Raw genomic sequence first — 26,493 nt, 5'->3', positions numbered from 1 at the left:
TGTCTGCGAACGTTTGCGCGCTATGACACCGTCCGCGTGTCGGCCTCGGTGTCGGTGTCCGCCCGAGTGTCGGGCTCGCTGCGGGACAGCGCGCTCGGCCACCAGATCTTGCGGCCGATGTCGATGGTGAGCGCCGGAACCACCAGAGAGCGCACCAGCAGCGCATCGAGAAGTACGCCGAATGCCACGATGAACGCGAGCTGCGCGAGGAACAGCAGCGGGATCACCGCCAGCGCGGAGAACGTTGCGGCGAGCACGATTCCCGCCGACGTGATGACGCCACCGGTGACGGTGAGCGCCCGCAGCGTGCCGACCCGCGTTCCCACCTTCTTCGTTTCCTCACGCACGCGAGTCATGAGGAAGATGTTGTAGTCGATGCCGAGCGCCACCAGGAACACGAATCCGAACAGCGGCACCACCGGATCCGAACCCGGGAAGCCGAACACGTGGTTGAACAGCAGCGACGACACACCGAGTGTGGCCGCGAACGACACGATGACGGTGAGCATCAGCAGGATCGGCGCCACGATCGCCCGCAGCAGCACGATGAGCACCAGCAGCACCACGAGCGCGACCACCGGGATGATCAGCGTGCGGTCGCGGGTAGCGGTGTCCTTGGTGTCGAGATCGACGGCCGTCGGTCCACCGATGAGAGCGTCGGATCCGGGTACCGTGCCCATGGCCTCGCGGAGGCGTTCGACGGTTGCCTCGGCTTCGAGTGAGTCGGCCGCATCGGAGAGGGTGGCCTGGAGCGCGACCTGTCCATCGACGACCGTGGGCGCACCGTCCGGGCCGGTGACGGGTTCGACGGTCGTGACGCCGTCGATCCGTGCGGCATCGGTGACCGCGTCGAGCGACGATTCGTTCGCGATGATCACGGTCGGTGAACCGCTGCCCGCGTCGAAGTGCTCACCGAGGACCTGCTGCCCGGACTTGGAATCGGTCTGCAGGAGGAACAGATCGGATGAGGCGACACCGCTCGCCTTGAACTGCGGCAGCAACAGAGCGAATGCGACGAGGACGAGGCTGCACACGATCCAGATCGGGCGGGGCTTCGAGCCGACCCACTGGGCAACCCGGCTCCAGAAGCGGTGTGCCTGCTCGAAGTTCTCGTTGTCGAAATCCGGCTCGTACTTCGGCCGGGTGGGCCAGAAAGCGGTTCGCCCGAGCAGGACGAGTGCGGCGGGCAGGAATGTCATGGACGCGATGAACGACGTCGCGATACCGATGGCGGCGACCGGGCCGAGACCGCGGTTGGAGTTCAGGTCGGACAGCAGCAGGCACAGCACGCCGAGGATCACCGTGCCCGCCGATGCTGCGATGGGCTCGATCGAGGCGCGCCACGCCGTGCGCATCGCGGCGTACTTGTCTTCCTGGATGCGTAGTTCTTCTCGGAAGCGGGAGACGAGCAGTAGCGCATAGTCGGTGGCCGCGCCGAACACAAGGATGAACATGATGCCCTGGGACTGCCCGTTGAGCGCGATCGTGCCTGCGTCGGCGAGCAGGTAGACGAGCAGGCTGGCGAGCGCGAGCGCGAACACGGCGGAGATGATGACGACGAACGGCAGAATCGGGCTGCGGTAGACCACGATCAGGATGAGCAGGACCACGCCGCCTGCGACGAGCAGCAGCAGTCCGTCGATACCTGCGAACGCGGCCGACAGGTCGGCGGCCTGACCTGCAGGGCCGGTGACATGGACCGTCAGGCCTTCAGGGGCCCCTTCCAAGGCGGTACGCAGATCCGCGACGGCGTCCTTGACCTCGACACCACTGTCGATCGGAACGATCATCTGCACGGCCTGTCCGTCCTCGGACGGAATGGGCGGTGGACCGGCCGATTCGGCGGCGAGGAACGCGAGGTCGTCGGGAGTGATACTGCCGTCGCGCTCGGCGACGACGATCGCCGGAATCGCATCGCTTTCTCGGAACTCGGCGTAGATCTCGTCGGCGCGGGTCGACTCCGCAGAGGCAGGGAGGAAGGAGCTCGCATCGGTCGAGGCGACCTCACCGAGTTTGCCGGCGAACGGGCCGCCGCCGCCCGCGACGCCGAGCCACACCAGAATCAGCAGCGCCGGTATCAGCCACCGTAGGCGCGTACGGCGTGGAGTGGGTGTGGTCGTGGTGCTCAAGAGCTCCTCCTGGTCGGGCGGACACGAATGGACGTGCAGGCCCATGTTGCCTTGAGTGCGGTCGTCACCGGTGATTCGAAGTATGTCGCAGTTCGGATGGGTGCGGTGCATCACATGCATAATTCGCAGGCGCCGGGGTGCGGATCGGCATTAGGGTGCGGCGTGCCCGATTCCACGAGAGCCGAGTGTCCGCCCGTCGATCTCGTTGCCCGATTGAGGTCCGCCGGGTGCGTTTTCGCCGAGGACGAGGCCCGGCTTCTCACTACCGCTGCACACACACCGTCGGATCTGGAAGCGCTCGCGCAGCAGCGGATCGACGGCCGACCCCTCGAGCACGTGCTGGGATGGGCGGAGTTCTGTGGTCTGAAACTCGCGGTCGATCCCGGGGTGTTCGTTCCCCGCCGTCGTACGGAATTTCTTGTGCATTGTGCCGCCGAAATGGTTGCGCCCGGCTCGCTCGTCGTCGATATGTGCTGCGGTTGCGGTGCGGTCGGGGCTGCACTCGCGGCTGTCGAGCCCGGCATCCGGCTGCATGCCGCCGATATCGACCCCGACGCGGCCCGCTGCGCACGACGCAACCTCACACCGTGTGACGGCGACGTCCACTGCGGCGACCTCTACACGGCGCTGCCCGACTCGATGCTCGGCCGGATCGATGTGGTCGTCGCCAATGCTCCCTACGTACCGACGGCGGCGATCGAGACCATGCCGCCCGAGGCGCGGATACACGAGCCACGTGTCGCGCTGGATGGCGGCGACGACGGACTCGACGTGCATCGACGGTTGGCGGTGTCCGCATCGGAGTGGCTCGCGCCAGGTGGACATCTCCTCGTGGAAGCCGGCTCCGGACAGGCCACGGCCGCGAAGAGAATTCTCGCCGCGGCCGGGCTGACGCCGGAGATCCGCCGATCGGAGGAGTTCGACGCCACCGTCGTCATCGGGGTCGGTCCGTGACACGGACGGGCGCTCAGCCGAGCGGCAACTGCGCGAAGATGGCGGTCGGCTGTGTCGAACCTCCGGAGGGCTCCACGCTGAATCCCAATGCGGTGGCATCCGAAATGCCTTCGAGGACAGCGGTGGTCGACGGTGCGACGTCGTCGGGCGCCATGGTGCCCGCAGCGGTGGCGCCGTCCGGTCCGATCAGCCACATCTGGTAGACCGTGCCGTCGGTCGGCGGCGCGACGTTGTTCATCACCAGCACGCCGGCATCGACGTTCTTCGAATACACGACCGTTGCCGTGCCACCGCCCTCGATCGAGCCGGACGTGGTGCGCACATCCTCCGCCGCGAGGACCTGGGCAGATGTGGGGGGAAGTTCCTGGCGGAATTGCGTCGCGACACCGATGCCGCCGATCGCGATCACCACCGCGGCTGCCGCAGTGAGCAGGAAATTGCGGCGCCGGTTCCGGCGCGCCTCCAGCGAGATCGGGGCATCGCCCGCAGACGAATCGGACGTCGCGACGGCATCGAGAAGACGTCGACGCACATGGGCCGGTGGTTCGACGGCGGTCGCACGGGAGACTTCCGCCATCGCTTCGCGGATCTCGCGGATTTCGCGCTGGAACGTTGCAGCGACGTCGGAGCCGGCGTCGGCCAGGCGTGCGTCGATGGTGCGGCGCTCGTCGTCCGAGATCGCATCCAGGGCGTACACAGCGGTGAGGTCGAGCAGATGGCCTTCGTCGTCGAAGCCGGATCGTGTGCTATGCGTCATCGCTGTTCACCCCCAGACAGTTCTTCAATCGGATCAGGCCGTCCCGGATCCTCGATTTGACGGTCGGTAGCGTCGCGGACAACCGCTCCGATACCTCGCGGTAGGTCAGTCCGCTGTAATAGGCGAGCTCGACGGACTGCCTCTGGAGATCGGTCAGTGAGCCCAGGCAGTCGAGAACCTGCCGCGTGTCGTCGCGACGAAGTGCTTCGTCGCTGACGCTGTCGAACTCCGTGGCAGTGGACAGGGCGCCGTAGCGGGACTCCCGTTCGGCGCCCGACTGCTCGGTGCGCACCCGGTCGACGGCCCGGCGGTGTGCCAGAGTGATCAGCCACGCGAGCGCCGATCCCTGCGTGCGGTCGAACCCCGATGCGGTGCGCCACACCTGCAGGTATACCTCCTGCAGCGTTTCCTCGCTGTAGCCGGGATCGCGGAGGACACGCAGCACCATGCCGTACGCCCGCGACCGCGTCAGGTCGTAGAACTCGGCGAAGGCAGCCGAATCCGCGGCGGCGACCCGGACGAGCAACGCTTCGAGCGTGCCGGTCTTGTCGCCGACCCCGGTCATGGTCCGTGTCCGCTCATTGCACGAAACATTAGCCGGACGAATCGGGCCGCTCAACCTGGCCCGGGGCAAGTGGAGTGCGATCTCGGGCTGCAGAGCCCAGGTGTGCATGCCGATCATCTCCCGAAGCAGGGCGCGACGAGAGCGTGAGCGCATTCTCGAGCCGAAGGGAAGTCCATGCCCGATCTTCGGTGCGGGTGACGTTTCGGATGGGTCACCTGCTTCGACAAATTAATTTCCGATCCCACCCATCCCTGTGCGGAGCAGTGGCGAATGACCAGTGACACACACCTCGCCGCGGCTCGCAGGCCGCGCATCCTGAAGGGAACGGAACAATGGCAAATCGGACACGAAAGAGTTTGGCACTCGTCGGTATCGGGGCTGCAGCGATGCTGAGCATTGCTGCCTGCACGTCGGATGAAGGCACCGACACCATGACCGATACGACCACCATGTCCAGCCCGGCAGAGCAGACCACTGCGCCGATGGAGACGACCGAGACCGGTGCTGCCACCCCGGCCGCTCTCGTCGGCCCGGGATGTGCCGCCTATGCCGAGCAGGTGCCTACCGGCCCGGGTTCGGTCGAGGGCATGGCCGAGGCGAACGTGACCACTGCGGCAGCGAACAACCCGCTGCTCACTACGCTGACCGCCGCCTTGTCGGGGCAGTTGAACCCGGACGTCAACCTCGTCGACACCCTCAACGGTGGTGAATTCACCGTCTTCGCGCCGGTGGACGACGCGTTCGCGGCGGTGGATCCCGCGACCATCGAAACTCTCCAGACCGATTCCGCGCTGCTCACCGATGTTCTGACCTACCATGTGGTTGCCGGTCAGATCGCACCTGCAGACATTGCAGGTGAGCAGACCACTGTCCAGGGCGGCACCGTCGAGGTCACCGGCTCGGGCGACGACTGGATGGTCAACGACGCCAACGTGATCTGCGGCGGTGTCGAAACCGAGAACGCGACCGTCTACCTGATCGATGGTGTCCTGCTGCCGCAGTAGTCGAGAAGTTGCAGTAGTCCCGACCTCAGCCGAAGAAAGGACACATCTCCGTGAGGAAAACGATTGTCGGCCTCGCTGCGGCGCTTCTCGCCGCAGCGGGATCGACCCTGATGGCAGCGCCCGCGCAGGCAGCCCCGTTGACGCCTGTCCCGCAACTCGATGTCAATCGCTACGTGGGCGACTGGTACCAGTTGGCCGCCAACCCGGCGCCCTACAACATCGATTGCGTGCGTGATACCACCGCGAACTACACGCTGATCGACGAGCGCAATGTCCGCGTGGAGAATTCGTGCACCACCATCGCCGGAGAACGTCGCGGCATAGTGGGCAACGCCCGTGTCAACGACACGGCACAACTGCATGTGGCGTTCCCGGGCGTGCCGTTCCAGGATTCTCTCGACGGCCCGAGCAACTACATCGTTGCGCACCTTGCGGAGGACTACTCGTGGGCGCTCGTGGGCGACCCGAGTCGTATTTCCGGATTCGTCCTGTCGCGGTCACCGGTGGTGGATGTGGCGGGATGGCAGGAGATCCGTGCGGTCGTGGAGAGCCAGGGATACAACTCGTGCCTGATGCTCACCTCGCCGACCACGGAAGGGCTGCAAGAGATCAAGCCGCTCTGCACGGTATGAGCAGGATGGAAGGGCCGCTGACGAACCGACGTCAGCGGCTTTTCCGTGCCGTACCGGCAATATTCTCGAGCATCCCGGCGAAGATGATCCCGTGGAACGGGAGCAGTGAGTACCAGTAGAGCCGGCCTGCAAGACCTTTCGGAAAGAAGAGCGCACGCTGATGCAGCCGGGTGCGGTGCGGGGTGAGCGGTTCGAGTCGCCACTCGAGCCATGCGCCACCCGGGGCGAGCATTTCGGCACGCAAGCGCAACAACTCCGGACGATCGATGCGTTCGACCCTCCAGAAGTCGAGGGCATCCCCGGTGTGCAGGGTGCGAGGGTTACGTCGTCCGCGGTTCAGGCCCACTCCGCCGACGAAACGATCGAGCCATCCACGAACTGTCCATGCCAAAGGGAAGGAATACCAGCCGTTCTCGCCTCCGATACCCTCCACGACTTCCCACACCGCGGTGACGTCGGTGTCGCAGTCGAGGCTGCGCTCGTCCGTGAAGACCACCTCGCCTGCCCAGGCCGGATCCGACGGCAGAGGATCGGCGGGCGCGCCCACGGGTGACGCGTTCGCCCACGTGGTTTCCACCTCGCCGCGGTCGATGCGCCCCAGCGCCAGCCGGACGGCGTCGCGGTACGCGATGAGCCCACCCGGAGGCGGCGGGATCACCTCGTCGATGTCGTGATCGTTCATCACCGCGTCGTTTCCCAGAGATTCGATCAGGGCACGTCCCAGCGACGGCGGAATCGGGGTGACGAGCCCGATCCACAGCCCGGCCAGTTTCGGGGTGAGCACTGGAAGCACGAGAATCCTGCGACGACGTAGGCCCGCGACATGCGCGTAGACCTGCATCATCTCGCCGTACCGCAGTACATCGGGGCCGCCGATATCGTAGACGCGACTGCGGGGCAGCGGTGCGGTTGCTGCTGCAACCAGATAGTGCAGCACGTCCCGGATCGCGATCGGCTGGATCCGGTTGTCCACCCAGCGTGGTGTCGTCATCACCGGCAGTCGATTGCTCAGATGGCGGATCATCTCGAAGGATGCCGAACCCGAGCCGATCACCACTCCGGCCTGGAACACCAACGTCGGCACCCCGGATTCGAGCAGGATCCGGCCGACCTGTGCCCGCGATTTCAGGTGCGTCGACAGTTCCTCGGACTTCGGGTGCAGGCCACCGAGGTAGACGATCCTCCCGACACCGGCGCTGCGTGCTGCTGCAGCAACGTGCTCCGCCGCGCGACGTTCGGCGTCGAGGAACTCGCCGCGGCCACCCATCGAATGCACCAGGTAGTAGACGACGTCGATGTCCCGGCATGCCCGCTCGAGCGAGTCTGAATCGCCGAGGTCGCCACGCACCACGTCGACGTCGTCCACCCACGGCACATCGCGGAGTTTGTCGGGGCTCCGTGCGAGGACCCGCACGCGATGGCCGGCTTCGACGAGACGAGGTGCGAGCCGGCCACCGATGTACCCGGTCGCACCGGTCACCAGGATGCGCAGCGGGCGCTCCGAAGTACCTGGGCGATGCGCCTCGGTCATGACGTCGCGACCAGGTGGCCGAGCTGATGACGCAGGGACTCCTCGAGGGATCCGCGGCGGTACGTGTGCCCGGCGTCGAGGAGCCGTCGGGGCACGACGTACTGGTCTGCAGTGGCCAGCTCACGAGCCCCTTGCTCACCGAGCAGCAGCTTCGGGCCGAAACCGGGAACCGGCAGCAGCGCCGGCCGGTGCAGTATGCCGGCGAGGATGCGCGTGTACTCCTTGTTGCGGACCGGTTCCGGCGCAACAGCGTTGACGGCACCCGACAGCTCGGGGTCGTAGAGCGCACGGTGATAGACGTCCAGAAGATCGTCGAGATCGATCCACGACAACCATTGACGCCCGCTGCCCAGGCGGCCGCCGAGACCGGCGGCGAACAGGGGGCGCATCAACTGCAGTGTGCCGCCGCGCGGCGTCTGCACCACTCCGGTGCGCACGTTGACCACGCGGATCCCGGCGTTCGCTGCGGGTGCGGTGGCATCCTCCCAGTCGGCCACCACGTCTGCGAGGAAACCGGTTCCACGCGAAGACGATTCGTCCAGCGGTTCGTCACCGCGGTCGTATCCGTACAGGCCGACCGCAGAGGCACACACGAACGTAGCGGGTCCGTTCGCGGTAGCGGCCGCGCACTCTGCGAGCCGACGCGTCGGCTCCAGGCGGCTGTCGCGTATCGCGGCCATGTGCGAATCGGTGAACCGCCCGGCGATCGATGCGCCGGCCAGGTGCACGACGGCGTCGACGCCTTCGAACAGGTCGGGCGCGGGAGAGTCGGGATCCCAGCGGCGCTCGTCGTCACCGTGCGCGGCGTGTCGCACCAGGCGGATCACACGGTAGCCTCCGGTGCTCAGGAACGCGGCCAGCGCCGTGCCGATGAGCCCGGACGCACCCGAGATCGCGACGGTCACCGGCCGCACACCCTGCTCGTGCGACCAGCGGTGGCTCGCGAGGTCCTCGGCGAGTTGGCGGTGCCGATACCGGAACGTCTGGAGCAGCAGCTTTTCGGGAACCGGGGTGTCGACGAGGTCGGTGACGCGGGTGCGGTGGGCGTCGACCTGCTCGAATCGGTGCTCGTGGCGCCACGACCGGACGAGCCCGGCCGGCCTCGACATCAGGCCATTGTGCCCGAGCGCATCGACGAACCGTGATGGGGGATCGTAGGCGTCGGGCTGGTGATCGGCGACCCATCGCAGTCCACCGGGCAGGCCGAGTACGGCACGGCCGTCGGCGAGGGAGCGAGCCTCGGACACGACGCTCATCGGCTGCCACGGTGGGAGCAGCCGATGGATCGCGCCGGGCCGGGCATGCCAGTCGAATACTTCCTCGCGGGACGCCTCGACGACACTGCTGTACTCGATACTCATCGACGCCTCCGTGAATCGTGTTCTACCTGTTCTCCATTCGGAGCAGGCACCTCCGTGGATGGGTCATCGGCGGGTGGAGATCTCTCCGTATCGTGCCAGTGCGACCTGCCGCTCGTGGGCGTGATCGACGATCGGCTCCGGATATCCGGGCGGTGGGCCGTCCGGCAGCCGATGAACACGCTTTCCCGTGACGCCACGCAGTTCGGGTACCCAGCGACGCACGTAGTCACCCGCAGGATCGAACTTTTCTCCCTGCGAGGTGGGATTGAACACGCGGAAGTAGGGGGCTGCATCGGTGCCGCACCCGGCGGTCCACTGCCATCCGTGCTGGTTGGATGCGAGATCACCATCGACGAGATGCGTCATGAAGTGTCGCGCGCCCCACCACCACGGCAGGTGCAGATCCTTGGTGAGAAACGATGCGACGATCATCCGCAGCCGGTTGTGCATCCAGCCTTCGGCGAGCAACTGCCGCATGCCCGCGTCGACGATGGGGAATCCGGTGCGGCCCTGTTGCCAGGTGGCGAAGGCACGGTCGGCGTCGGGTCCGCTGTCGTAGCGGAGGGCGTCGAAGCGCTCGTTGTAGTTGCGGCGTGCCGTGTCGGGGCGATGGTGCAGGACGTCGGCGTAGAAGTCGCGCCAGCACAGCTCGCTACGCAGGGTCGTCGCACCGGGGTCCGAACGGTCGCGCAGGTCGTGGAGGAGGGTGCGGGGGTGCAGACATCCGAATTTGAGGGCGGCGGACAGGCGGCTCGTGCCGTCGAGGTCGGGTCGATCGCGGTCGGTGTCGTACCGGTCGAGTCCGTCGTCGCGGAATTGCCGCCATCGGCGTAGTGCCGCTTTCTCGCCGGCCGGTGGCAATGCGATGTCCGGGGAGTCGTCGTCCGGGATGGCGACGCGCAGATCGGTGCCGTCGGGATCGAGCCAGGCCGCGGTGGTCGCGTCGGTTTTCGCCGGCGGGCGCCATCCGTGCTCGAGCCAGGCGCGCCGGAACGGCGTGAACACCCGATATGGCGTGCCGTCGTTCTTGAGGACGCGCCCCGGTGAGACGGCATAGGGCGAGCCGGTCCGGACCAACGGGACATCGTCGAGGGCGTCCTCGACGGCGCGATCGCGTCGCGACCCGTACGGGGCGTGGTCCGCGCTGACGTGCACCGCGCTCGCGTCGAACTCGCGGGCGATCGTCGGTACCACGTCGACCGGGTCTCCATGGACCACGAGCAACCGGCCGTCGAGATCGTCGTCGAGGGCGCGCAGACAGCGCAGCAGATACGTATAGCGCGGACCGGGTGTCGCCAGTGCGTCGTCGAGCACGAACAGCGCGACCACACGATCAGCATCGGAGGCGCTCGACAGGGTGGGTAGGTCGCGCAGGCGTAGATCGCGGCGGAACCAGACAACGTGGGTACTCACCCGTCCAGTGTGCAAGGTGGTGGATGGGTGACGTGGTGGATGGGAGACAATGGCGAACATGACCGAAGCGTTCGATGTTCCCATCCGCGACGACTCGATCAGGCTCGGTCAGTTCCTGAAACTGGCGAGCCTGATCGAGTCGGGTGCGGAGGCGAAAGAGGTGATCGCCGACGGTCTCGTCTCGGTCAACGGTGAGGTCGAGGTGCGGCGGGGCCGGCAGCTGCACACCGGGGACGTCGTCGAGATCGCCGGGGCGAGTGCGCGGGTGGCGAGGGACTGACCTCGGTCAGTTGGCGGCGCGCACGACCACACCGTCGTGGTCGCTGTAGACGATCTCGCCCGGGTTGAAGGTGACGCCACCGATCTCGACCGGCACATTCTTCTCGCCCGACCCGGTCTGGGTGCTCTTGCGCGGGTTGGTGCCCAGTGCCTTCACACCGATGTCCAGGGTGCGCAGGATCGCGGAGTCGCGGACGGCGCCGTTGATGATGACGCCTGCCCAGCCGTTGTCGACGCCGCGTCCGGCGATGATGTCGCCGACGAGTGCGGTGTGGATGCTCGCGTCGCCGTCCACCACCAGGACACCGCCGTTGCCTGCCTCGGACAGCGTCTGCTTGACCAGCAGGTTGTCCTGGAAGCAGCGGATCGTCGTAATCGGGCCTGCGAACTCGGCGCGCCCACCGTACTGGATGAACTGGGTGTCGCAGCTGCGGATGTCGCGGCCGATCTCGTCGGCGAGATCGGCGGTCGCGGTGAATTCGATGGCTTCGCTCATGAGCCAGAGGATAAGCCCTTCGCGTGGTGGGCAAACCGAAGGTGACGGCCACCACGGGCGAGCCCCACCGCAATCGGGTAGATCCTTGTATTCTTACGGGCCAGCTTCGCCCATGACTGATACAGGACGGTGCAATGCCTCTCGACGCCCGCCAGGCGGTCGTTCGCGTGCCCAAGGCCGGAGAACTGATTGCCGCGAGCCTGCGCCGTCAGATCATCATCGGTGAACTCGAGGCGGGTGAACCCTTGCCCAACGAGGCCGCACTCATGGAGCGATTCGGAGTGTCGCGGCCGACCCTGCGTGAAGCGTTCCGCATCCTCGAATCGGAAGGCATCATCACCGTGCTCCGCGGTGCGCGTGGAGGTGCACGCGTGCAGGCGCCCGACGGGTCGACGGCGGCGCGCTACGCCGGTCTGCTGCTGCAGTACCGCGGAGTCCCGCTCGCTGACGTGTACCGCGCGCGTACCGAACTCGAGGTCGCGGCGGTCGGCTTGATCGCCGCGAACCCCGGCGACCGCATCGACACGCTCGCCGCGGTCGTCGAACGCGGTGGGCAGGTGATCGACGATCCGCACGCGTTCGTCAAATACGTCAGCGACGTGAACCGCGCGATCATGGAACTCGGTGGCAATCAGACGATGTCGACGCTCGCGAACATGCTGCTCGACATCATGGACGCCCACAATGCGCTGTACCTGTCGACCCGAACGGGGCGGGACAGCCCCGGCGTGGCCGTGGCGCTGCGTGCGAACCACAAGCTCGTCGAACTGCTGCGATCTGGGGAACCTGGTGCAGCGGAAGAATTCTGGCGTCGTCACCTCGACAGCGTCGAGCATTACATGACCGGCGATTCGGAGACCACTCTCGTCGAGGTGCTGTCCTGATCAACCGCCGCCGATGACGGTCAGCCCTGCCGTGAGCCATTCAACATGCACAGCACAAGTGCGCGTCGGGTTCAGCGGCCGAACCGGCGCTCGTAGTCGGCACGCTCACGGTCGGCGCGGGCGCGGTCCTTCGAACCCAGGAGCCCGGGATCGAAGCCGTGCTGCTGCAGACGGTGCCGCTGCCAGATCGGCATCAGCGCGATCGCGAAGTAGAGCCACGGAAGCAGGAGGAGCAGCATCATCGCGAACGGAATCCAGACCGGGCCCGGAATCAGCAGGAAGAGCATCAAGAGCGGGATGAGGGGCAGATTCCACCGCAGGAGGTAACGCCGGGATCCTCCCGGCCCGAGGATGTCCTCCCGGACCCACTCACGCTGTTCGGCGGGCAGCGTTCGACCGAACATGTAACCGATCCGCTGAGACAAATTAGGTCGCGCGCTACTCATATTGTCCAGGGTAGTGCCTCAGTCGTAGAGCCGCGTCAGGCTGTCCGCGAATGTATCCACGACCACTTTCCTGCGCAGCTTCATACTCGGCGTGAGATCGCCCTCTTCCACGGAGAGTTCGCGCTCGATGATCGTGAACTTCTTGATCTGCTCCCACCGGTTGAGCTGCAGGTTGAGCTGGTCGATGTCCTTCGAGATCAGCTCGTGCGTCTTGTCGTGCTGCGCGATGTCGGCAAACGACAGACCGCCGAGGCCGTTCTTGTCTGCCCACGCGGTGACGGCTTCGGCATCCAGCGCCACCAGCGCGACACAGTACGGCTTGCTTTCACCGTGGACGATGATCTCCGCCGCGTAGGGCGAGATGCCCTTGAACGTCGCGGCGATCGCCGACGGGGCGACGTACTTGCCCTGCGACGTCTTGAACATGTCCTTCTTACGGTCGGTGATCTTCACGTAACCGTCGTCGTCGAGGCTGCCGATATCGCCCGTGTGGAACCAGCCGTCGGCATCGAGCGCTTCGGCGGTGGCGTCGGGGCGGTCGTGGTAGCCGGTCATCACACCCGGACCTTTGATGAGCACCTCGCCGTCATCGGCGATCTTCACTTCTGTTCCGGGGAGGGGCCAGCCCACCGTGCCGAGCCGGTTTGCCTGGGGGCGGTTGACGCAGGACGCGGCCGAGGTCTCCGTAAGTCCGTAGCCCTCGAGCACGGGAATGCCGACGGCATCGAACCACTGCGCCACGTCGGGGTTCAGTGCCGCCGAGCCGGAGATGAAGAAGCGCAAACGGCCACCGAAGCGTTCGCGGATGGTCGAGAGCACCAGCTTGTCGGCGACGGTGTGCTGCGCTTTGTCGAGCAGGCCGGGCGAGCGGCCGTCCTGGCGCGCCTTCGACACACCGGTGCCCACGCCCATGGCCCAGTCGAAGAGCACCTTCTTGATGCCGCCTTCTTCCGACATCATCCCTTCGACGCGTGCGTGCGCCTTCTCGAAGATGCGGGGCGCGGCACCCATGAAGGTCGGGCGGACGACGGCGAGGTTCTCGACGATCTTGTCGACCCGCCCGTCGACGGCGGTGGGGAAGCCCATCTGCAGGGGCAGCGTCAGCAGCACCTTGCCGAACACGTGCGACAGCGGGAGCCAGAGGTACTGCAGATCGTCGGAGCCGAGCAGGCCGACGGAATCGACGGCCGCCGCCTCGTACGTCCATGCCGAGTGCGGCAGCCGGACGCCTTTCGGTTTGCCGGTGGTGCCGGAGGTGTAGATGACGGTCGCAAGGTGATGTGGCTCGATGCTGTGGATCCTGTCGATCACCACCCCCGAATCCTCGGCCAGGTGGGCCCGGCCGAGTTCCACGAGATCGTCGAACCCGATCACCCAGTCGCCGTCGCCCGAACCGTCGATCACGACCACTTTGGCGACATCCGGTAGCTCACTGCGATGCTGAAGAAGCTTGTCGACCTGCTCCTGATCCTCTGCGATGACGACGCGGCTTCCCGAGTTCGCCACGATGAACGCGACATCCGGTGCGTGGGTGGTGGGATACACCGTCGTGGTTGCCCCACCGGCGCACATCACCGCGAGGTCGGCGAGCACCCACTCGAAGCGGGTCGACGAGGCCAGCGCCACGCGGTCCTCGAGTCCGAGGCCCAGCGACAGCAGCCCGGCCGCGAGCAGCCGCACCTTGTCTCCGGTCTCTTCCCAGGTGGTGCTCGTCCAGTCACCCTCACCGTCGGGGTAGCGGAAGGCCTCTGCCTCCGGTGACGCGGTGACGCGATCGATGAACAGCCGAGCGACCGACGGCGCCCGTTTCTCGATCTTGGCGTGATCGACCTTCTCCTCGGACGCGCGCATTATGGTCATTGCCCCAGTCTAGAAGGCAGGCCGGTCCTGAGCAGCGCTTCTCCGGACACCGGAAGAGACGGCTTTCCTCCGCCTGCACGGGTTCCCGTGGGTCGTGAGGCAACGGAAACCCCTACAAGTGGAGGAAAGTTTCAGTTATTCCGACGAGCAAAGGCAAACATCATGAAGGACGTGAAGACCAGGACCGAGACTCTGCGGCGCATCATCGGGCACCGCGTCGTCGACGGCAAGGACGCCGCTGTCGTGACGGTGTCGCAGAGCTATCCGACCGACGCCGACGACCTCTGGGATGCCTGCACCAACCCCGAGCGCATCCCGCGCTGGTTCCTGCCGATCAGCGGCGAACTGCGCGTCGGCGGCCGGTACCAGTTCGAAGGCAACGCCGGAGGCGAGGTTCTCACCTGCACCCCTCCGAAGTCATTTTCGGCGACCTGGGAATTCGGTGGCGGCATGAGCTGGATCGAGGTGTCGATCATCCCTGAACCCGGGGACTGCGCCCGTTTCGAGCTTTCGCACATCGCTCACGCCGAGGGCGACCACTGGGAGACGTACGGCCCCGGTGCCGTCGGCATCGGCTGGGATCAGGCGCTCCTCGGTCTCGGGCTGCACCTCGATTCGGGTGCTGCGGTCGATCCCGCCGAGTTCGAGAAATGGTCTCTCTCGCCCCAGGGGCTGAGCTATGTTCGGGAAGCCGGAAACGGCTGGTGCGACGCCGACATGGCTGCAGGAACCGACCCGGAGACGGCTCGCGAGCGGGCCGATCGCACGATCGCCTTCTACTCCGGGGAGTGAGCGGCCTGTGACAGGTGCCATGCCGGCGCGGTAGTTTGGTGTAACTCCAATTTCTACTCACCGGTAGGGGTGCAACATGCCTGCTCCGAACGCTGCGACCTTCGCGCGGCTCGCGGACCTCATCGCGATCGACGACGCCTCCGAGAGGCCCACGCGTCCCGTCGTCGAGGCCTTCACCGGCCGCGAGATCGCGACGGTGCCCGTCGGCACAGCCGACGACGCGAAGGCCGCGGTCGACCGCGCACGCAAGGCCCAGGTCGCGTGGGCGCAGACGCCCGTTGCAGAACGCGCCGAGATCTTCCATCGCTATCGAGACCTGCTGATCTCGAAACGCGACCAGCTGATGGACATGGCACAGGCCGAAACCGGTAAGTCCAGAGCGTCGGCGCAGGAAGAAGTGCTCGATATCGCGATGACCGCGCGGTACTACGCGCGCACCGCCGCGAAACTGCTGCGCCCACGCCGTGCCACGGGCATGCTTCCGGTCCTGACGAAAACCACGGTCAGGCACCATCCCAAAGGCGTCGTCGGGGTGATCGCACCCTGGAACTACCCGATGACCCTCGCGGTCTCCGACGCGATCCCGGCACTGCTCGCGGGCAACACCGTGGTGCTCAAGCCCGACAGTCAGACCCCGTACTGCGCCCTCGCAGTCGCCGATCTGCTGTACGAGGCGGGACTGCCGCGCGACGTATTCGCCGTCGTCCCCGGGCCGGGTTCGGTGGTGGGCACCGCCCTCGTCGAGAACACCGACTACCTGATGTTCACGGGTTCCTCGCAGACCGGGCGTCTGCTCGCCGAACAGGCCGGGCGACGTCTCATCGGCTTCTCCGCCGAACTCGGTGGCAAGAATCCCATGATCGTCACCGAAGGCGCGAACCTGCGTGAGGTCACCGAGGCCGCGATGCGCGCGTGCTTCTCGAACTCCGGTCAGCTGTGCATCTCGATCGAGCGGATCTACGTCGAGAAGTCGATCGCGCCCGAGTTCCTGCGCATGTTCGGCGATCGGGTGCGCAAGGTCGCGCTCGGTGCGAGTTACGACTTCGGCGCCGAAATGGGGTCGCTCGTCAACGAAACCCAGGTCAAGACAGTGTCCGGGCATGTGGACGACGCGGTTGCCAAGGGTGCGACCGTCGTCGCCGGTGGTAGAGCGCGCCCCGATCTGGGCCCGTTGTTCTACGAACCGACCGTCCTGACCGACGTTCCCGAGAATGCCGAGTGCTACGCCGACGAGACGTTCGGGCCGCTCGTGTCGGTGTATCCAGTGGACGACGTCGACGAGGCGATCCGTCGTGCCAACGACACCGAGTACGGACTCAATGCGTCGGTGTGGGCGGCCACCAAGGCTCAGGGTGAGGCGATCGCCGCACGTATCCACGCGGGCACCGTGAACGTCGACGAAGGCTATGCACCGGCGTGGGGCAGCACCGATGCGCCGATGGGCGGCATGGGCATCTCCGGTGTGGGCCGGCGACACGGCGCTGACGGTCTGCTCAAGTACACCGAAGCGCAGACCATCGCGACCACGCGCCTGCTCAACCTCGACGGGCCCCGCGGCCTGCCGAAGAAGGCGTGGGCGAAGATGCTGGCGCCGTTCGTCGCTGCGATGAAGTGGCTGCCCGGGCGCTGAGCGCGCAGTGTTGCCAGCCGCTGAGCGCGAGGTGCGGTCGGCTTCAGGATTTCTCGACCGTCGTCTTCCGCTCGATGCTCGTCGCGAGCGGTTTTTCGATCACGAAGAACAGGCACACCGCTGCGACGAGCGCGAGCGGAGCGATCGCGAGGTAGATCGGGGTGAGTGCCTCGTTGTACGACTCGACGACCGCCAGGTGCAGCGAGTCGGGCAGACCTTGAACGATCGAGGGGGTGAGGGAGTCGGCGTGGATCCCGGCGTCTGCTGCGTCGGGGATCCGCTCGGTGATCAGCGTGGCCACGCGGGTGGTGAACACGCTGCCGACCACACCGACGCCGAGTGTCGCGCCGATCTGCCGGAAGTAGTTGTTGCTGGCCGTGGCGGTGCCGACCTCCTCGATGGGGAAGGAGTTCTGCACGACGAGGACCAGCAACTGCATCGAGGTGCCCAGGCCCAGCCCGAGGAGCGCGACGAAGCAGCCGAGCAGCCACAGCGGGCTGTCGACGGTGAGCGTCGACAGCGCGACCATGGCCGCCGCAACGAGAATCGCGCCGACGATCGGCCAATTCTTGTAGCGCCCGGTGCGGGTCACGTATCGGCCGATGAGCGTGGAGGTGACGAACAGTGTGCCCATCATCGGGAGCATCATCAGTCCTGCAGCGGTAGCTCCCATGCCTGCCACCATCTGCAGATAGGTGGGCATGTAGGACGCCACGCCGAACAGTGAGACGCTGATGAGAAGTGCTGCCAGGGTGCACAGATTGAAGTTGCGGTCGCGGAACAGGTGCAGCGGGATGACGGGTTCCGCGGTGCGCGATTCGATGAACAGGAACAGTCCCGCCGCCACGACGGTCGCGGCGATCATCGCGAGAACGGTCGGCGACGACCACGCGAACTGTGCACCGCCCAAGGTGGCGACCAACACGAGAAGTGTTGTCGCGACGGACAGGACGGCCATTCCGGCGACGTCGATCCGGGGACGCGCCCGTCGTCGCTCGGGTAGACGCAGGAAGAATGCCGCGGCCAGGAGCGCGAGCAGCCCGATCGGGATGTTGAGCCAGAACACCCAGCGCCAGCCGGGGCCCTCGGTGAAGAATCCGCCCAGCAGCGGGCCGCTCACCGACGACAGCGCGAAGACGCTGCTCATGATGCCCATGTACTTGCCGCGCTCGCGGGCGGGGATGACGTCGGCGATCGTCGCCTGAGAGAGGATCATCAGCCCGCCGCCGCCGAGCCCCTGGATGGCGCGGCCGGCGATGAGCCAGATGATGTCCGGAGCAACGGCGCTGACCACCGATCCGGCGACGAAGATCGAAATGGCAACCATCAGAATCGGTTTGCGGCCGAGGAGGTCGCCGAGTTTGCCGTAGATCGGCATCATGATCGTCGACGCGAGGATGTAGGCGGTGATGACCCACAGCATCAGGTCGGCGCCGTGCAGTTCGCCGACGATGGTGGGCAGTGCCGGGTTGAGAACGGTCTGGCTCAGTGATGCAGAGAGCATCGCCAGAAGCAGCCCCGCGAAGATGAATCCGATGCGGACGGGAGGCGTCGACGTGCCTTGTTCGCTTGTCGAGGTATCCGCCGTCATGGTCTTGTCACGTTCCTGAACTGCGCACATTTCCGTCGCAGGAGCGCATCGGCATCGGTTTCCTCGAGGTCTGCGCGCGCGAGAATCGGGCGCATCGCCGCCCGCATCACGGCGCCCGCGACGGTGACGACCATCTGCGCTGCTTCTTCGGCGGATTCGTCGGGATGGGCCGAGGTCCATCCCTCGGATGCGACGAGTCGTTCGGTGACGAACTCGGCGACGAGCGCCTGCACGTCGTCGATGTACCGGAAGCGTCGGCGGGAGAGCTCGGGGTGACGTTCCATCAGGTCGGAGTATTCGGCTTGCGTGATCTGTTTGTGGTTGGTGGTGCGGAAGACGGTGAGAAGGAGAATCGCGACCTTCTCGACGAGGTCGTCGCCGGGTTCGATTCTGAACTCGTCGACGACGGTGTCGCTGATGACGGCGGCGCGCAGGCCGAGTACAGCGTCTTCCTTCGACTTGAAGTAGTTGAAGAACGTGCGTGGCGAGACGTAGGCGGCGTCGGCGATCGCTTCGATGGTGATGTCCGACAGGTGGTCGTGCGTCGCGGCTGCGTTCGCGGCGGCGAGGTGGATGGCCGTCCACGTGCGGGCACGCTTACGTTCGCGGTGCGACACCTGGTCGGTTGCAGTCATGAATATTTACATTATGGCAACTACCGAGGGATGCAAATCGGATTCTTGCTTTCGGTCTCTACCGAGCTTGTGCCGGTGAGCTGGCGTGGGTATCTCTGCCGACGGCCTTCAGCCGCCCTGGTGTCGGACGACGGAGTGCTCGAGTTTGCGCAACAACTGAACAAGCTCGGCCTGGTCGTCTGCCGACATGCCGGAGAGCATGCGGGTTTCGTTCTCGAAATGAGCGACCGCGACCTCGTCGATGAGCTTCTTGCCTGTCTCGGTGAGCTCGGCGTGCACGATGCGCCGATCGTCGGCGTCGCGCTCACGTCGCACCAAACCCGCCTTCTCGAGACGGTCGATGCGGAGTGTGACGCCGCCGGTGGTCACCAGTGAACTCTCGGCGAGTTACCCGGGGGTCATCCGGTAGGGCGTGCCCGAGCGGCGCAGCGCGGCCAGCCGAGTACCTCGAGGGGTGTGACGTCCAGGCCGGGCCATTCGCGGGTCCACTGGCTCACGATGTCGTCGACGGCATCATGGTCGGGAACAGTGTCGCGCCCCACGCAGGCCTCCTCTGTTGAGCGCCGAAGAATTGTTCACGATACGGCCTGCGCGGCCCGCGCGGGGATGCCAGGGATCAGCGTGGTGCTGTGGCGATTGCGTCGATCTCGACGGTCGCGCCGTACGGAAGCGCACTCACCTCGACGAAGGTCCGGGCCGGGCGCGGTTCGGCGAAGAGACGCTCGAACTGGCGGTTGGCTTCCTCTCTCAGCGACAGGTCGGTGACGAAGTAGGTGAGCTTGACGACGTCGGAGAGCTTTCCTCCGACCACGGCGAGCCGGTCGGTCATGCGGTCGATGGCGGCGTCGAGGGCTTCGGTGCGGCCCTCGACGGCGACACCGTCGGGATCGATGGACAGCGCACCGGAGACGAAGACGAGACCTCCTGCGACGTACGCCGGGCTGTACGGATGGTGGGCGCTGACGGAGGTGAGTGACATCGGTGATCGCTCCTGGGGTCGAGTCGCGGTTCGCCAACTATCTCAGTGCTGAATGTTTTCTGTGAAGTGGCGTGCTCACTCCGATACGGACACATCCGCCGCGTCGTCGTAGAAACACACGTGCCCGGCGATCGGCTCCATCCCGGCGAGCGGCTTCTCGTACGACCACGCGACGTTCTCGGCCGGCTGCTGCCCCGTGAACGACCAGTACCGGGCCGTGCCTTTGTACGGACATCCCGTACGCAACACCGACTCCTCGAGCTGGGAGAAGTCCACATCGGCGGGGGGAATGTAGTAGCGCGTCGGCAGTCCGGTCTCGAACACCAACACAGGTGTGCGGGTTTCGGCGACGACCGAATCTCCCACCGTGACGCGGACGTGGCGGGAACTCGGGAGTGCGTCGACACGGTGGTGTGGGTCGCGCGGATGGGTGAACACCTCGGCCTCCTCCTCGAACCAGTGCTCGTCCTCATCGACGTGGACCGTGTCGCCCGGCTCGGGTTCACCCTGCCGGAACCACGCGAACGCCAACCGGTCGTCGAGACCGTCGATGTCCAGCTGGAACACCGGTGAGTACGCACGCCGGTCATCGACGACGATGTCGTACCACTGCCACACGTCCGGGCGGCTGCGGCTCGGCGACAGCGATGCGGACAGCAGATCGAAACGCACGTCGTCGCGCGGGAACGCATAGAACGGCACGGGTTTGCCCGGCGCCCACACCAGCACCGCGCGGGTGCTGTCCACGACCGTCCGCCCGAACCACTTCCCCCGGATCCGGCGCTCGCAGGGTTCGTACAGGTAATCGTCGGATTCGAGGGTGGGCCGGGGTGCGGCGATCTTGCGGGCAGACATACATCGACCGTATCGCGCATGAACACGACGCGGCCGTATCCTGCGCCGTCCTGGCGAGGCGATCTGCGGGATACGCTGCTCGGCGATGATCGACGACCCGCTCGAACTCGTCCGGACACTGGTGGGAGTCACCGCGCTCGCCGCCGTGGCCACCGCTGTCCTGTGGGCGTTCGGTGTTCCGCACCGATTCGCGCCGGTGTACGCAATCGCGCGCGGCACAGTGCAACTCGCATTCGTTGCCCTCGTGCTCACGGGAGTCATCGCCGACGCCCGGTGGGTCGCGCTGGTGCTCGCGGTCATGTTCGGTGTGGCGGTGTGGACCGCGTCGCGCCGGGTCGGGCGAGGACGTGCGACGACGGTGATGGTCGGTGTCGCCATGGCCCTCGGAATCGGCACCGCACTCGCGATCGTGTTCGTCAGCGGAGCCATCGAGCTCACACCTCGATATGCACTGGCACTCGGCGGAATCGTGATCGGTGGTGCGATGACGGTCGCGAGCCTGACGGGTCGCCGGTTCACCGAGATCGTCGACGACCGGTGGACGGAGGTCGAAGGGTGGCTCGCGCTCGGCGCGACCATGCGGCAGGCGACGCTCGACCACGCCCGGCTCGCGGTGCGGGCGGCGCTGATCCCGTCCCTCGACCAGACGAAGACCACCGGACTGGTGACGCTGCCGGGGGCCTTCGTCGGCGCGATCTTCGGCGGGCTGTCTCCTCTCGAGGCCGGTCGTTTCCAGGTGGTGGTACTCGCGGCGATCATGGCGGCCGGATCCATCACCGCGGTGGTGCTCGCGATCGGCCTCGGACGTCTGCGGGTGCGTCCGAGGCCCGAGGAGTGAGCTGCGGTATGAATTGAGGTCGACGTCGACTTCGATGGAGGCATGGGAATGCTGCTCGTAGCCAACCGCGGTGAGATCGCCCTGCGGATCATCCGCACGGCGACCGAACTCGGCCTCGACACCGTCGCCGTGTACGCCGAGGACGACGCAGGAAGCCCGCACGTTGCGGCCGCCTCCAGATCCGTTCCCCTCGTAGGCTCCGGTCCGGCCGCGTATCTCGCCCAGGACGCGATCCTCCGCATCGCCCGCGACACGGACTGCACTCTCGTGCATCCCGGGTACGGCTTCCTCAGCGAGAACGCCGCGTTCGCGGACCGCTGCGCCGAGGCGGGGGTGACGTTCGTCGGTCCCGATCCCGACGCGCTGCGGACCTTCGGCGACAAGCAGTCCGCCCGCGCTGCCGCGGCACGCCTGGGTATTCCCGTGGTGCCGGCGTCCGGCACGGGCGATGACTCGGACTCCGTGACTCAGGACTCCGTGACTCTGGACTCCGTGGCTCTGGAGGACTTCCTCGCACAGAATCCCGGCGGCATCGTCATCAAGGCTCTCGCCGGGGGCGGCGGGCGCGGCATGCGGATCGTGCGCAGTGCCGACGACCTCGACGACGCGTACCGATCCGCCGCCGCCGAAGCGCTCGGTGCATTCGGCGACGACCGTCTCTACGCCGAAGCGCTCGTCGTGCAGGCCCGACACATCGAGGTGCAGATCGTCGCCGCATCCGACGGCGTGGGCGGCACCGTGGTGCGTGCACTCGGCGACCGTGACTGCAGCGTGCAGCGACGCCATCAGAAGCTCGTCGAGATCGCCCCCGCCCCCGCACTGAGCAAACAACTGCGACGCGACCTGCATGTCGCGGCTGCTCGCCTCGGTGTCGGTACGCACTTGCGTGGGGTGGCGACGGTCGAGTTCCTCGTGACCGACGCCGGGATGGTGTTCCTCGAGGTGAACCCGCGGATCCAGGTGGAACACACCGTCACCGAGGAGGTCACCGGGATCGACCTCGTGGCCGTGCAGATCGCGGTGGCGCGAGGTGCCCTGTTCGACGAACTCGACCTACCCGACGGCATCACGGCGGACTCGCACGGTGTTGCCGGAGTGCCCACCCGTGTACGCGGTGTGGCCGTGCAGGCACGCGTCAACACCGAAACGCTGCGTCACGACGGCCGGACCGTCCCCTCGACGGGACCCCTGTCTGTCTTCACCCCACCATCCGGTCCCGGGATCCGGGTCGACACGCACGGCCGTCCGGGACTCGAGGTGGGTGCCCGCTACGATTCGCTGCTCGCGAAGGTCATCGCGCACGTGCGGGTTTCCGATATGGGAGTCGCGTTCCGGAAACTCGATGCCGCGCTCGGTGAGTTCGTCGTCGACGGTGTCGCCACCAACCGCGACGTCCTCCGGAAAATTCTGACCGACAAAGAGTTCCGGTCGGGCCCGGTCACTACGTCGTGGTTCGATGAGCGCCTCGCGGACTTCGTCGACCCGCACGCGGCGACCTCGGTTCCGGCGGAAGCCCCTGAGCTGCACGCCGGTGAGCATGCGTTGCGCGCCGACATGGTCGGCACCGTCGTCGAGTCGGCCGCAGAGGGTGACACCGTGCCGGTCGGTGCGCCCATCGTGATCCTCGATGCGATGAAGATGCAGCATGCGATCACCGCGTCGGGCTCGGCCACCGTGATCCGGATGCTCGTGCGACCCGGGCAGACCGTGCAGCCCGGAACGGTGGTCGCCGTGATCCAAACCGAACGCGATGCCGGAACCGATCACGCCGCAGCCGCATTCGACCTCGATGCCGAACGGGCCGATCTCGACGAGATCCGCGCGCGGCACGCCGTCACCCTCGACGACGCCCGTCCCGACACGGTGTCTCGACGGCACGGCCGCGGGCGCCGCACCGCGCGCGAGAACATCACGGACCTCGTCGACACCGACAGCTTCGTCGAATACGGCGGGCTCGTCCTCGCCGCGCAACGTGGCCGTCGCAGCGAAGAGGATCTGATCGAGAACACCCCGGCCGACGGTCTCGTCGGGGGTGCGGCACGTATCGGCGGTGCCGACGCGGTGGTGATGTCCTACGACTACACCGTGCTCGCGGGAACCCAAGGCCGGTACAACCACAGCAAGACCGATCGGCTCCTCGAACTCGCTGCGCGCCGCGAAGTGCCGCTGGTGCTGTTCGCGGAGGGCGGTGGCGGACGCCCGGGTGATGTCGATGCGGCGCACGGCGCGGGCTTGGATCTGTCGACGTTCCGGTCGATGGCGGCCCTGCGCGGTCGCGTGCCCACCGTAGCGGTGGTATCGGGTCGGTGTTTCGCGGGCAACGCTGCACTCGCCGGCGTCTGCGATGTGCTCATCGCGACACCCGACGCCAACATCGGGATGGGCGGGCCCGCGATGATCGAGGGCGGCGGACTCGGAGTTCACCGGCCCGAGGACATCGGTCCGATCGACGTACAACGCCGCAACGGTGTGGTTCACCTCGCCGCGCGCGACGAAGAGCACGCAGTCGCGCTGGCCCGGAAATACCTGTCGTACTTCACCACCCCGGGAACCGATTTCGAGGCCCCGGACCCGCGTCTCCCGCGACACGTGGTTCCCGAGAATCGGCTTCGCTCCTACGACGTTCGTGCTGCGCTCACTGCGGTCGCCGATGTCGATTCGGTGCTCGAATTACGCCCGGACTACGGAATCGGTATCGTCACCGCCCTCGTGCGGGTCGAGGGCCGGGCCTACGGCATGCTGGCCAACAGCAGCCACCACCTCGGAGGTGCGATCGATGCGGAAGCCGCCGACAAGGCCGCAGACTTCCTCGAACTGTGCGAAGAACACCGCCTTCCCGTTGTGAGCCTGTGCGACACACCGGGTTTCATGGTCGGACCGGAATCGGAGAAGCAGGCGACGGTGCGACGATTCGGCCGTTTCTTCATCGCGGGTGCGCGAATGACGGTGCCGTTCGGCACGATCATCCTCCGCAAGGGATACGGTCTCGGCGCCATGGCGATGGCCGGGGGGTCGTTCCACACACCGCAGTTCACGATTGCGTGGCCCACCGGCGAGATCGGCGGCATGGGACTCGAAGGTGCGGTGCGGCTCGGCTTCCGCAAGGAACTCGATGCCTCGCCGACCCCCGAGGCCCGTGAGGAACTGTTCGACGAGCTGGTCGCGGCGGCATACCAGCGGGGCAAGGCACTGCAGGCGGCGACGATCTTCGAACTCGACGACGTCATCGACCCCGCCGACACGCGAACGTGGATTTCACGGCTGCGATAGGGGTATTCGTTTCGTATGGTCACCTATCCCGGGGCTCAGGAATATCTCCCTGACACTCTCGACCTTCTCTCGCTCGCGACCGCATCCCGGGGATGCCGCGGCTGCGATCTGTTCAAAGCCGCCGCGCGCACCGTCTTCGGTGCCGGACCCGACGACGCGCGCATGATGTTGGTCGGCGAACAACCCGGGAACGAGGAGGATCTGTCGGGGGAGCCGTTCGTCGGCCCTGCAGGGCGGTTGCTGGACAAGGCGCTCGAAGACGCGGGCATCGACCGGGAAACTGTGTACGTCACCAATGCCGTCAAGCATTTCCGATTCGATCGGGCGGCGGGCGGGAAGAGGCGCATCCACAAGAAGCCGTCGGGCGGACAGATCACCGCGTGCCGGCCGTGGCTCGTCGCCGAACTCGACGTGGTGCGCCCCGACATCGTGGTGTGTCTCGGTGCGACGGCGGCGCAGGCGCTGATCGGGAAGAATTTCAAGCTCACCGAGCATCGCGGTGAGGTGATGCAACTCGATGACGAGCTGCGCGGCAGCGACCTGCTCGGCAGGGTCGATCCGGCGGTGCTCGCCACCATCCATCCGTCGGCGGCACTGCGGGCCCGGGTGGACCGAGAGGAGGCGTTCGAGTCTCTCGTGCGCGATCTGCAGCGCGCGGCCGGGTTGCTCTGACCGTCCTCTACGCGGTGGTGGCGAGTGCCGCTGCCAACCCGAACGCCACCGACATCACGGACACCTCGATCACGGCATTGCGCAGGGAGACATCCGCGGTGGTCCGGTGGGTACCCGCCGCGGGCACCCATGTTCGTCGCCAGATCCACGCGAGCCCGAGTAGTGCGACGAGAAGCACGATCTTCGCGAGCACGAGGCGGCCGTAACCGGAGTCGACGAGCGCGGCCACCGACCCGAGGCGCACGACCGCGTTGACGACACCGGTCGCCCCGAGCACCACGACGCACTTCGTCGCGAGCTCCGAATAGCGCGGCAACAGCCGAGCCCAGGCCCCTCGACCCCGGACCAGCAGGGCGAGTGCGGTGAGCACTCCCAGCCAGAGGGCGGCCGCGAGGACGTGCGCCGCGTCGAGCAGCGACCCGAACGCCTGCTGCGACATGTGCCCCGTGACGGGTCGCGCGACGAGAGCGAGGGCCGCCGCGACGAGCACCGGCACGGTCGACCACGACGCCTCGCGCCGGTAGGCGAGCGCTGCCGCGACGGTGAGCGCGGCGACGCACACCCACGCGGCGGCCGCGACCCGGCCCGACCCGGCTGTGCCGAGGTATTCGGCGAAGAGTCCGGCGCTGAGCCGGGCCACGGGGACGTCGACCGTCGCGGCGGCTTCGAGGACGAGCTGAACGGTTTCGAGCAGTAGCCACACCCCGCCGAGGACGGTGATCGCGCGCCACACGTCGCCGGTGGACACATCGGGGCGCGGCATGCTGCGCATCATCACAGCGAGTGCGGCGACGCCGAGCACGGTCGACCCCACTCCCAGCGACAGTGCGCGTATCCACGCCGACAGCTCCGGCGCGGCCAGCAGCATGCCGAGCGCAACCCCGGAGACGGCGCCGGCGGCGGCTCCGAGGAGCCACCGC

General features: G+C 66.8%; 24 protein-coding genes and 1 pseudogene. 10 read left to right on the top strand and 15 right to left on the bottom strand.

What is annotated here, in order from left to right; translation table 11 throughout:
- Positions 1–20: 20 nt before the first annotated feature.
- Positions 21–2,174, bottom strand: a complete 2,154-nt coding sequence (locus tag ACFWB0_RS19140; RefSeq protein ID WP_378492055.1) for an MMPL family transporter — start codon at positions 2,172–2,174, stop codon at positions 21–23.
- Positions 2,175–2,291: 117 nt separating this feature from the next.
- On the opposite strand from ACFWB0_RS19140, the gene ACFWB0_RS19135 reads away from it, so the two are divergent.
- Positions 2,292–3,083: a putative protein N(5)-glutamine methyltransferase gene (locus tag ACFWB0_RS19135; protein ID WP_378492039.1), complete on the top strand. Its 792-nt coding sequence runs from the start codon at positions 2,292–2,294 to the stop codon at positions 3,081–3,083.
- A 13-nt stretch (positions 3,084–3,096) separates the two neighbouring features.
- On the opposite strand, the gene ACFWB0_RS19130 is transcribed toward ACFWB0_RS19135, so the two are convergent.
- Positions 3,097–3,840 carry an anti-sigma factor domain-containing protein gene (locus ACFWB0_RS19130; protein ID WP_378492038.1) on the bottom strand — a complete coding sequence of 248 codons (744 nt, stop codon included), beginning with the start codon at positions 3,838–3,840 and terminating at the stop codon, positions 3,097–3,099.
- On the bottom strand, positions 3,830–4,405 hold the full coding sequence (sigK, locus tag ACFWB0_RS19125; protein ID WP_378492037.1) for an ECF RNA polymerase sigma factor SigK: 576 nt from the start codon (positions 4,403–4,405) through the stop codon (positions 3,830–3,832). The genes ACFWB0_RS19130 and sigK overlap by 11 nt, the downstream gene beginning before the upstream one ends.
- Positions 4,406–4,737: 332 nt before the next feature.
- Between sigK and ACFWB0_RS19120 the strand changes: the two genes are divergently transcribed.
- Both ACFWB0_RS19120 and ACFWB0_RS19115 read left to right on the top strand, forming a co-directional pair.
- Positions 4,738–5,409, top strand: a complete 672-nt coding sequence (locus ACFWB0_RS19120) for a fasciclin domain-containing protein (protein WP_378492036.1) — start codon at positions 4,738–4,740, stop codon at positions 5,407–5,409.
- 50 nt (positions 5,410–5,459) lie between these two features.
- On the top strand, positions 5,460–6,041 hold the full coding sequence (locus ACFWB0_RS19115) for a lipocalin family protein (protein WP_378492035.1): 582 nt from the start codon (positions 5,460–5,462) through the stop codon (positions 6,039–6,041).
- Between the two features lie 31 nt (positions 6,042–6,072).
- On the opposite strand, the gene ACFWB0_RS19110 is transcribed toward ACFWB0_RS19115, so the two are convergent.
- The 3 genes from ACFWB0_RS19110 to ACFWB0_RS19100 all read right to left on the bottom strand — a co-directional run bounded on the left by ACFWB0_RS19110 (position 6,073) and on the right by ACFWB0_RS19100 (position 10,346).
- Positions 6,073–7,572, bottom strand: a complete 1,500-nt coding sequence (locus ACFWB0_RS19110) for an SDR family oxidoreductase (RefSeq protein WP_378492034.1) — start codon at positions 7,570–7,572, stop codon at positions 6,073–6,075.
- Entirely contained in the window at positions 7,569–8,933 is a 1,365-nt protein-coding gene (locus ACFWB0_RS19105) for a TIGR01777 family oxidoreductase (RefSeq protein WP_378492033.1), read from the bottom strand. The genes ACFWB0_RS19110 and ACFWB0_RS19105 overlap by 4 nt, the downstream gene beginning before the upstream one ends.
- A 63-nt stretch (positions 8,934–8,996) precedes the next feature.
- Complete coding sequence (locus tag ACFWB0_RS19100; RefSeq protein ID WP_378492032.1) at positions 8,997–10,346, bottom strand: cryptochrome/photolyase family protein; 1,350 nt, start codon at positions 10,344–10,346, stop codon at positions 8,997–8,999.
- Positions 10,347–10,404: 58 nt separating this feature from the next.
- Here ACFWB0_RS19100 and ACFWB0_RS19095 point away from each other — a divergent pair, with 58 nt between their 5' ends.
- Positions 10,405–10,626 (top strand): RNA-binding S4 domain-containing protein, encoded by a 222-nt coding sequence (locus ACFWB0_RS19095; RefSeq protein ID WP_378492031.1) that lies wholly within the window; start codon positions 10,405–10,407, stop codon positions 10,624–10,626.
- A 6-nt stretch (positions 10,627–10,632) separates the two neighbouring features.
- On the opposite strand, the gene rraA is transcribed toward ACFWB0_RS19095, so the two are convergent.
- Positions 10,633–11,121, bottom strand: a complete 489-nt coding sequence (gene rraA, locus ACFWB0_RS19090) for a ribonuclease E activity regulator RraA (protein ID WP_378492030.1) — start codon at positions 11,119–11,121, stop codon at positions 10,633–10,635.
- A gap of 134 nt (positions 11,122–11,255) precedes the next feature.
- Here rraA and ACFWB0_RS19085 point away from each other — a divergent pair, with 134 nt between their 5' ends.
- Entirely contained in the window at positions 11,256–12,005 is a 750-nt protein-coding gene (locus tag ACFWB0_RS19085) for a FadR/GntR family transcriptional regulator (RefSeq protein WP_378492029.1), read from the top strand.
- Between the two features lie 71 nt (positions 12,006–12,076).
- On the opposite strand, the gene ACFWB0_RS19080 is transcribed toward ACFWB0_RS19085, so the two are convergent.
- Entirely contained in the window at positions 12,077–12,451 is a 375-nt protein-coding gene (locus tag ACFWB0_RS19080; RefSeq protein WP_378492028.1) for a DUF5313 family protein, read from the bottom strand.
- Between the two features lie 18 nt (positions 12,452–12,469).
- The gene (locus ACFWB0_RS19075) at positions 12,470–14,311 is read right to left on the bottom strand and encodes an AMP-dependent synthetase/ligase (protein ID WP_378492027.1); all 1,842 of its coding nucleotides are present in this window, start codon (positions 14,309–14,311) and stop codon (positions 12,470–12,472) included.
- A 162-nt stretch (positions 14,312–14,473) separates the two neighbouring features.
- On the opposite strand from ACFWB0_RS19075, the gene ACFWB0_RS19070 reads away from it, so the two are divergent.
- Positions 14,474–15,103: an SRPBCC family protein gene (locus ACFWB0_RS19070; protein ID WP_378492026.1), complete on the top strand. Its 630-nt coding sequence runs from the start codon at positions 14,474–14,476 to the stop codon at positions 15,101–15,103.
- A gap of 76 nt (positions 15,104–15,179) precedes the next feature.
- Complete coding sequence (locus ACFWB0_RS19065) at positions 15,180–16,733, top strand: succinic semialdehyde dehydrogenase (protein ID WP_378492025.1); 1,554 nt, start codon at positions 15,180–15,182, stop codon at positions 16,731–16,733.
- Positions 16,734–16,776: 43 nt separating this feature from the next.
- Here ACFWB0_RS19065 and ACFWB0_RS19060 read toward each other — a convergent pair whose 3' ends face one another.
- The 5 genes and pseudogenes from ACFWB0_RS19060 to ACFWB0_RS19040 all read right to left on the bottom strand — a co-directional run bounded on the left by ACFWB0_RS19060 (position 16,777) and on the right by ACFWB0_RS19040 (position 20,793).
- Entirely contained in the window at positions 16,777–18,324 is a 1,548-nt protein-coding gene (locus ACFWB0_RS19060) for an MDR family MFS transporter (RefSeq protein ID WP_378492024.1), read from the bottom strand.
- A complete protein-coding gene (locus ACFWB0_RS19055) occupies positions 18,321–18,959 on the bottom strand; it encodes a TetR/AcrR family transcriptional regulator (protein ID WP_378492023.1) in 639 nt (212 codons plus the stop codon). The genes ACFWB0_RS19060 and ACFWB0_RS19055 overlap by 4 nt, the downstream gene beginning before the upstream one ends.
- Positions 18,960–19,067: 108 nt before the next feature.
- Positions 19,068–19,501: pseudogene (locus ACFWB0_RS19050) on the bottom strand (MarR family winged helix-turn-helix transcriptional regulator).
- Between the two features lie 74 nt (positions 19,502–19,575).
- On the bottom strand, positions 19,576–19,938 hold the full coding sequence (locus ACFWB0_RS19045) for a RidA family protein (protein ID WP_378492022.1): 363 nt from the start codon (positions 19,936–19,938) through the stop codon (positions 19,576–19,578).
- 75 nt (positions 19,939–20,013) lie between these two features.
- Positions 20,014–20,793 carry a DUF427 domain-containing protein gene (locus tag ACFWB0_RS19040; protein WP_378492021.1) on the bottom strand — a complete coding sequence of 260 codons (780 nt, stop codon included), beginning with the start codon at positions 20,791–20,793 and terminating at the stop codon, positions 20,014–20,016.
- Between the two features lie 88 nt (positions 20,794–20,881).
- Between ACFWB0_RS19040 and ACFWB0_RS19035 the strand changes: the two genes are divergently transcribed.
- From ACFWB0_RS19035 to ACFWB0_RS19025, 3 genes are read left to right on the top strand one after another with little or no spacing between them, the layout of a single operon-like run.
- The gene (locus ACFWB0_RS19035; protein ID WP_378492054.1) at positions 20,882–21,631 is read left to right on the top strand and encodes an ABC transporter permease; all 750 of its coding nucleotides are present in this window, start codon (positions 20,882–20,884) and stop codon (positions 21,629–21,631) included.
- 48 nt (positions 21,632–21,679) lie between these two features.
- On the top strand, positions 21,680–24,901 hold the full coding sequence (locus tag ACFWB0_RS19030; protein WP_378492053.1) for a carboxyl transferase domain-containing protein: 3,222 nt from the start codon (positions 21,680–21,682) through the stop codon (positions 24,899–24,901).
- A gap of 15 nt (positions 24,902–24,916) precedes the next feature.
- Positions 24,917–25,573: a UdgX family uracil-DNA binding protein gene (locus ACFWB0_RS19025; RefSeq protein WP_378492020.1), complete on the top strand. Its 657-nt coding sequence runs from the start codon at positions 24,917–24,919 to the stop codon at positions 25,571–25,573.
- Between the two features lie 7 nt (positions 25,574–25,580).
- Here ACFWB0_RS19025 and ACFWB0_RS19020 read toward each other — a convergent pair.
- The coding region (locus ACFWB0_RS19020) for a CopD family protein (RefSeq protein WP_378492019.1) at positions 25,581–26,493 on the bottom strand (913 nt) is incomplete at its 5' end.

The organism is Rhodococcus sp. NPDC060086 (genome assembly GCF_042730275.1).
Classification (GTDB): Bacteria; Actinomycetota; Actinomycetes; order Mycobacteriales; family Mycobacteriaceae; genus Rhodococcus.
Note: the sequence above shows the minus strand (reverse complement) of the source record. Positions and strands in the feature narration are given on the sequence as shown.

Coding starts and splice junctions, on each gene's coding strand:
- ACFWB0_RS19140 (WP_378492055.1), bottom strand. CDS start 2,174: ATGGGCCTGCACGTCCATTCGTGTCCGCCCGACCAGGAGGAGCTCTTG.
- ACFWB0_RS19130 (WP_378492038.1), bottom strand. CDS start 3,840: ATGACGCATAGCACACGATCCGGCTTCGACGACGAAGGCCATCTGCTC.
- sigK (WP_378492037.1), bottom strand. CDS start 4,405: ATGACCGGGGTCGGCGACAAGACCGGCACGCTCGAAGCGTTGCTCGTC.
- ACFWB0_RS19120 (WP_378492036.1), top strand. CDS start 4,738: ATGGCAAATCGGACACGAAAGAGTTTGGCACTCGTCGGTATCGGGGCT.
- ACFWB0_RS19110 (WP_378492034.1), bottom strand. CDS start 7,572: ATGACCGAGGCGCATCGCCCAGGTACTTCGGAGCGCCCGCTGCGCATC.
- ACFWB0_RS19105 (WP_378492033.1), bottom strand. CDS start 8,933: ATGAGTATCGAGTACAGCAGTGTCGTCGAGGCGTCCCGCGAGGAAGTA.
- ACFWB0_RS19095 (WP_378492031.1), top strand. CDS start 10,405: ATGACCGAAGCGTTCGATGTTCCCATCCGCGACGACTCGATCAGGCTC.
- rraA (WP_378492030.1), bottom strand. CDS start 11,121: ATGAGCGAAGCCATCGAATTCACCGCGACCGCCGATCTCGCCGACGAG.
- ACFWB0_RS19085 (WP_378492029.1), top strand. CDS start 11,256: ATGCCTCTCGACGCCCGCCAGGCGGTCGTTCGCGTGCCCAAGGCCGGA.
- ACFWB0_RS19080 (WP_378492028.1), bottom strand. CDS start 12,451: ATGAGTAGCGCGCGACCTAATTTGTCTCAGCGGATCGGTTACATGTTC.
- ACFWB0_RS19075 (WP_378492027.1), bottom strand. CDS start 14,311: ATGACCATAATGCGCGCGTCCGAGGAGAAGGTCGATCACGCCAAGATC.
- ACFWB0_RS19070 (WP_378492026.1), top strand. CDS start 14,474: ATGAAGGACGTGAAGACCAGGACCGAGACTCTGCGGCGCATCATCGGG.
- ACFWB0_RS19065 (WP_378492025.1), top strand. CDS start 15,180: ATGCCTGCTCCGAACGCTGCGACCTTCGCGCGGCTCGCGGACCTCATC.
- ACFWB0_RS19060 (WP_378492024.1), bottom strand. CDS start 18,324: ATGACGGCGGATACCTCGACAAGCGAACAAGGCACGTCGACGCCTCCC.
- ACFWB0_RS19055 (WP_378492023.1), bottom strand. CDS start 18,959: ATGACTGCAACCGACCAGGTGTCGCACCGCGAACGTAAGCGTGCCCGC.
- ACFWB0_RS19045 (WP_378492022.1), bottom strand. CDS start 19,938: ATGTCACTCACCTCCGTCAGCGCCCACCATCCGTACAGCCCGGCGTAC.
- ACFWB0_RS19040 (WP_378492021.1), bottom strand. CDS start 20,793: ATGTCTGCCCGCAAGATCGCCGCACCCCGGCCCACCCTCGAATCCGAC.
- ACFWB0_RS19030 (WP_378492053.1), top strand. CDS start 21,680: ATGCTGCTCGTAGCCAACCGCGGTGAGATCGCCCTGCGGATCATCCGC.
- ACFWB0_RS19025 (WP_378492020.1), top strand. CDS start 24,917: ATGGTCACCTATCCCGGGGCTCAGGAATATCTCCCTGACACTCTCGAC.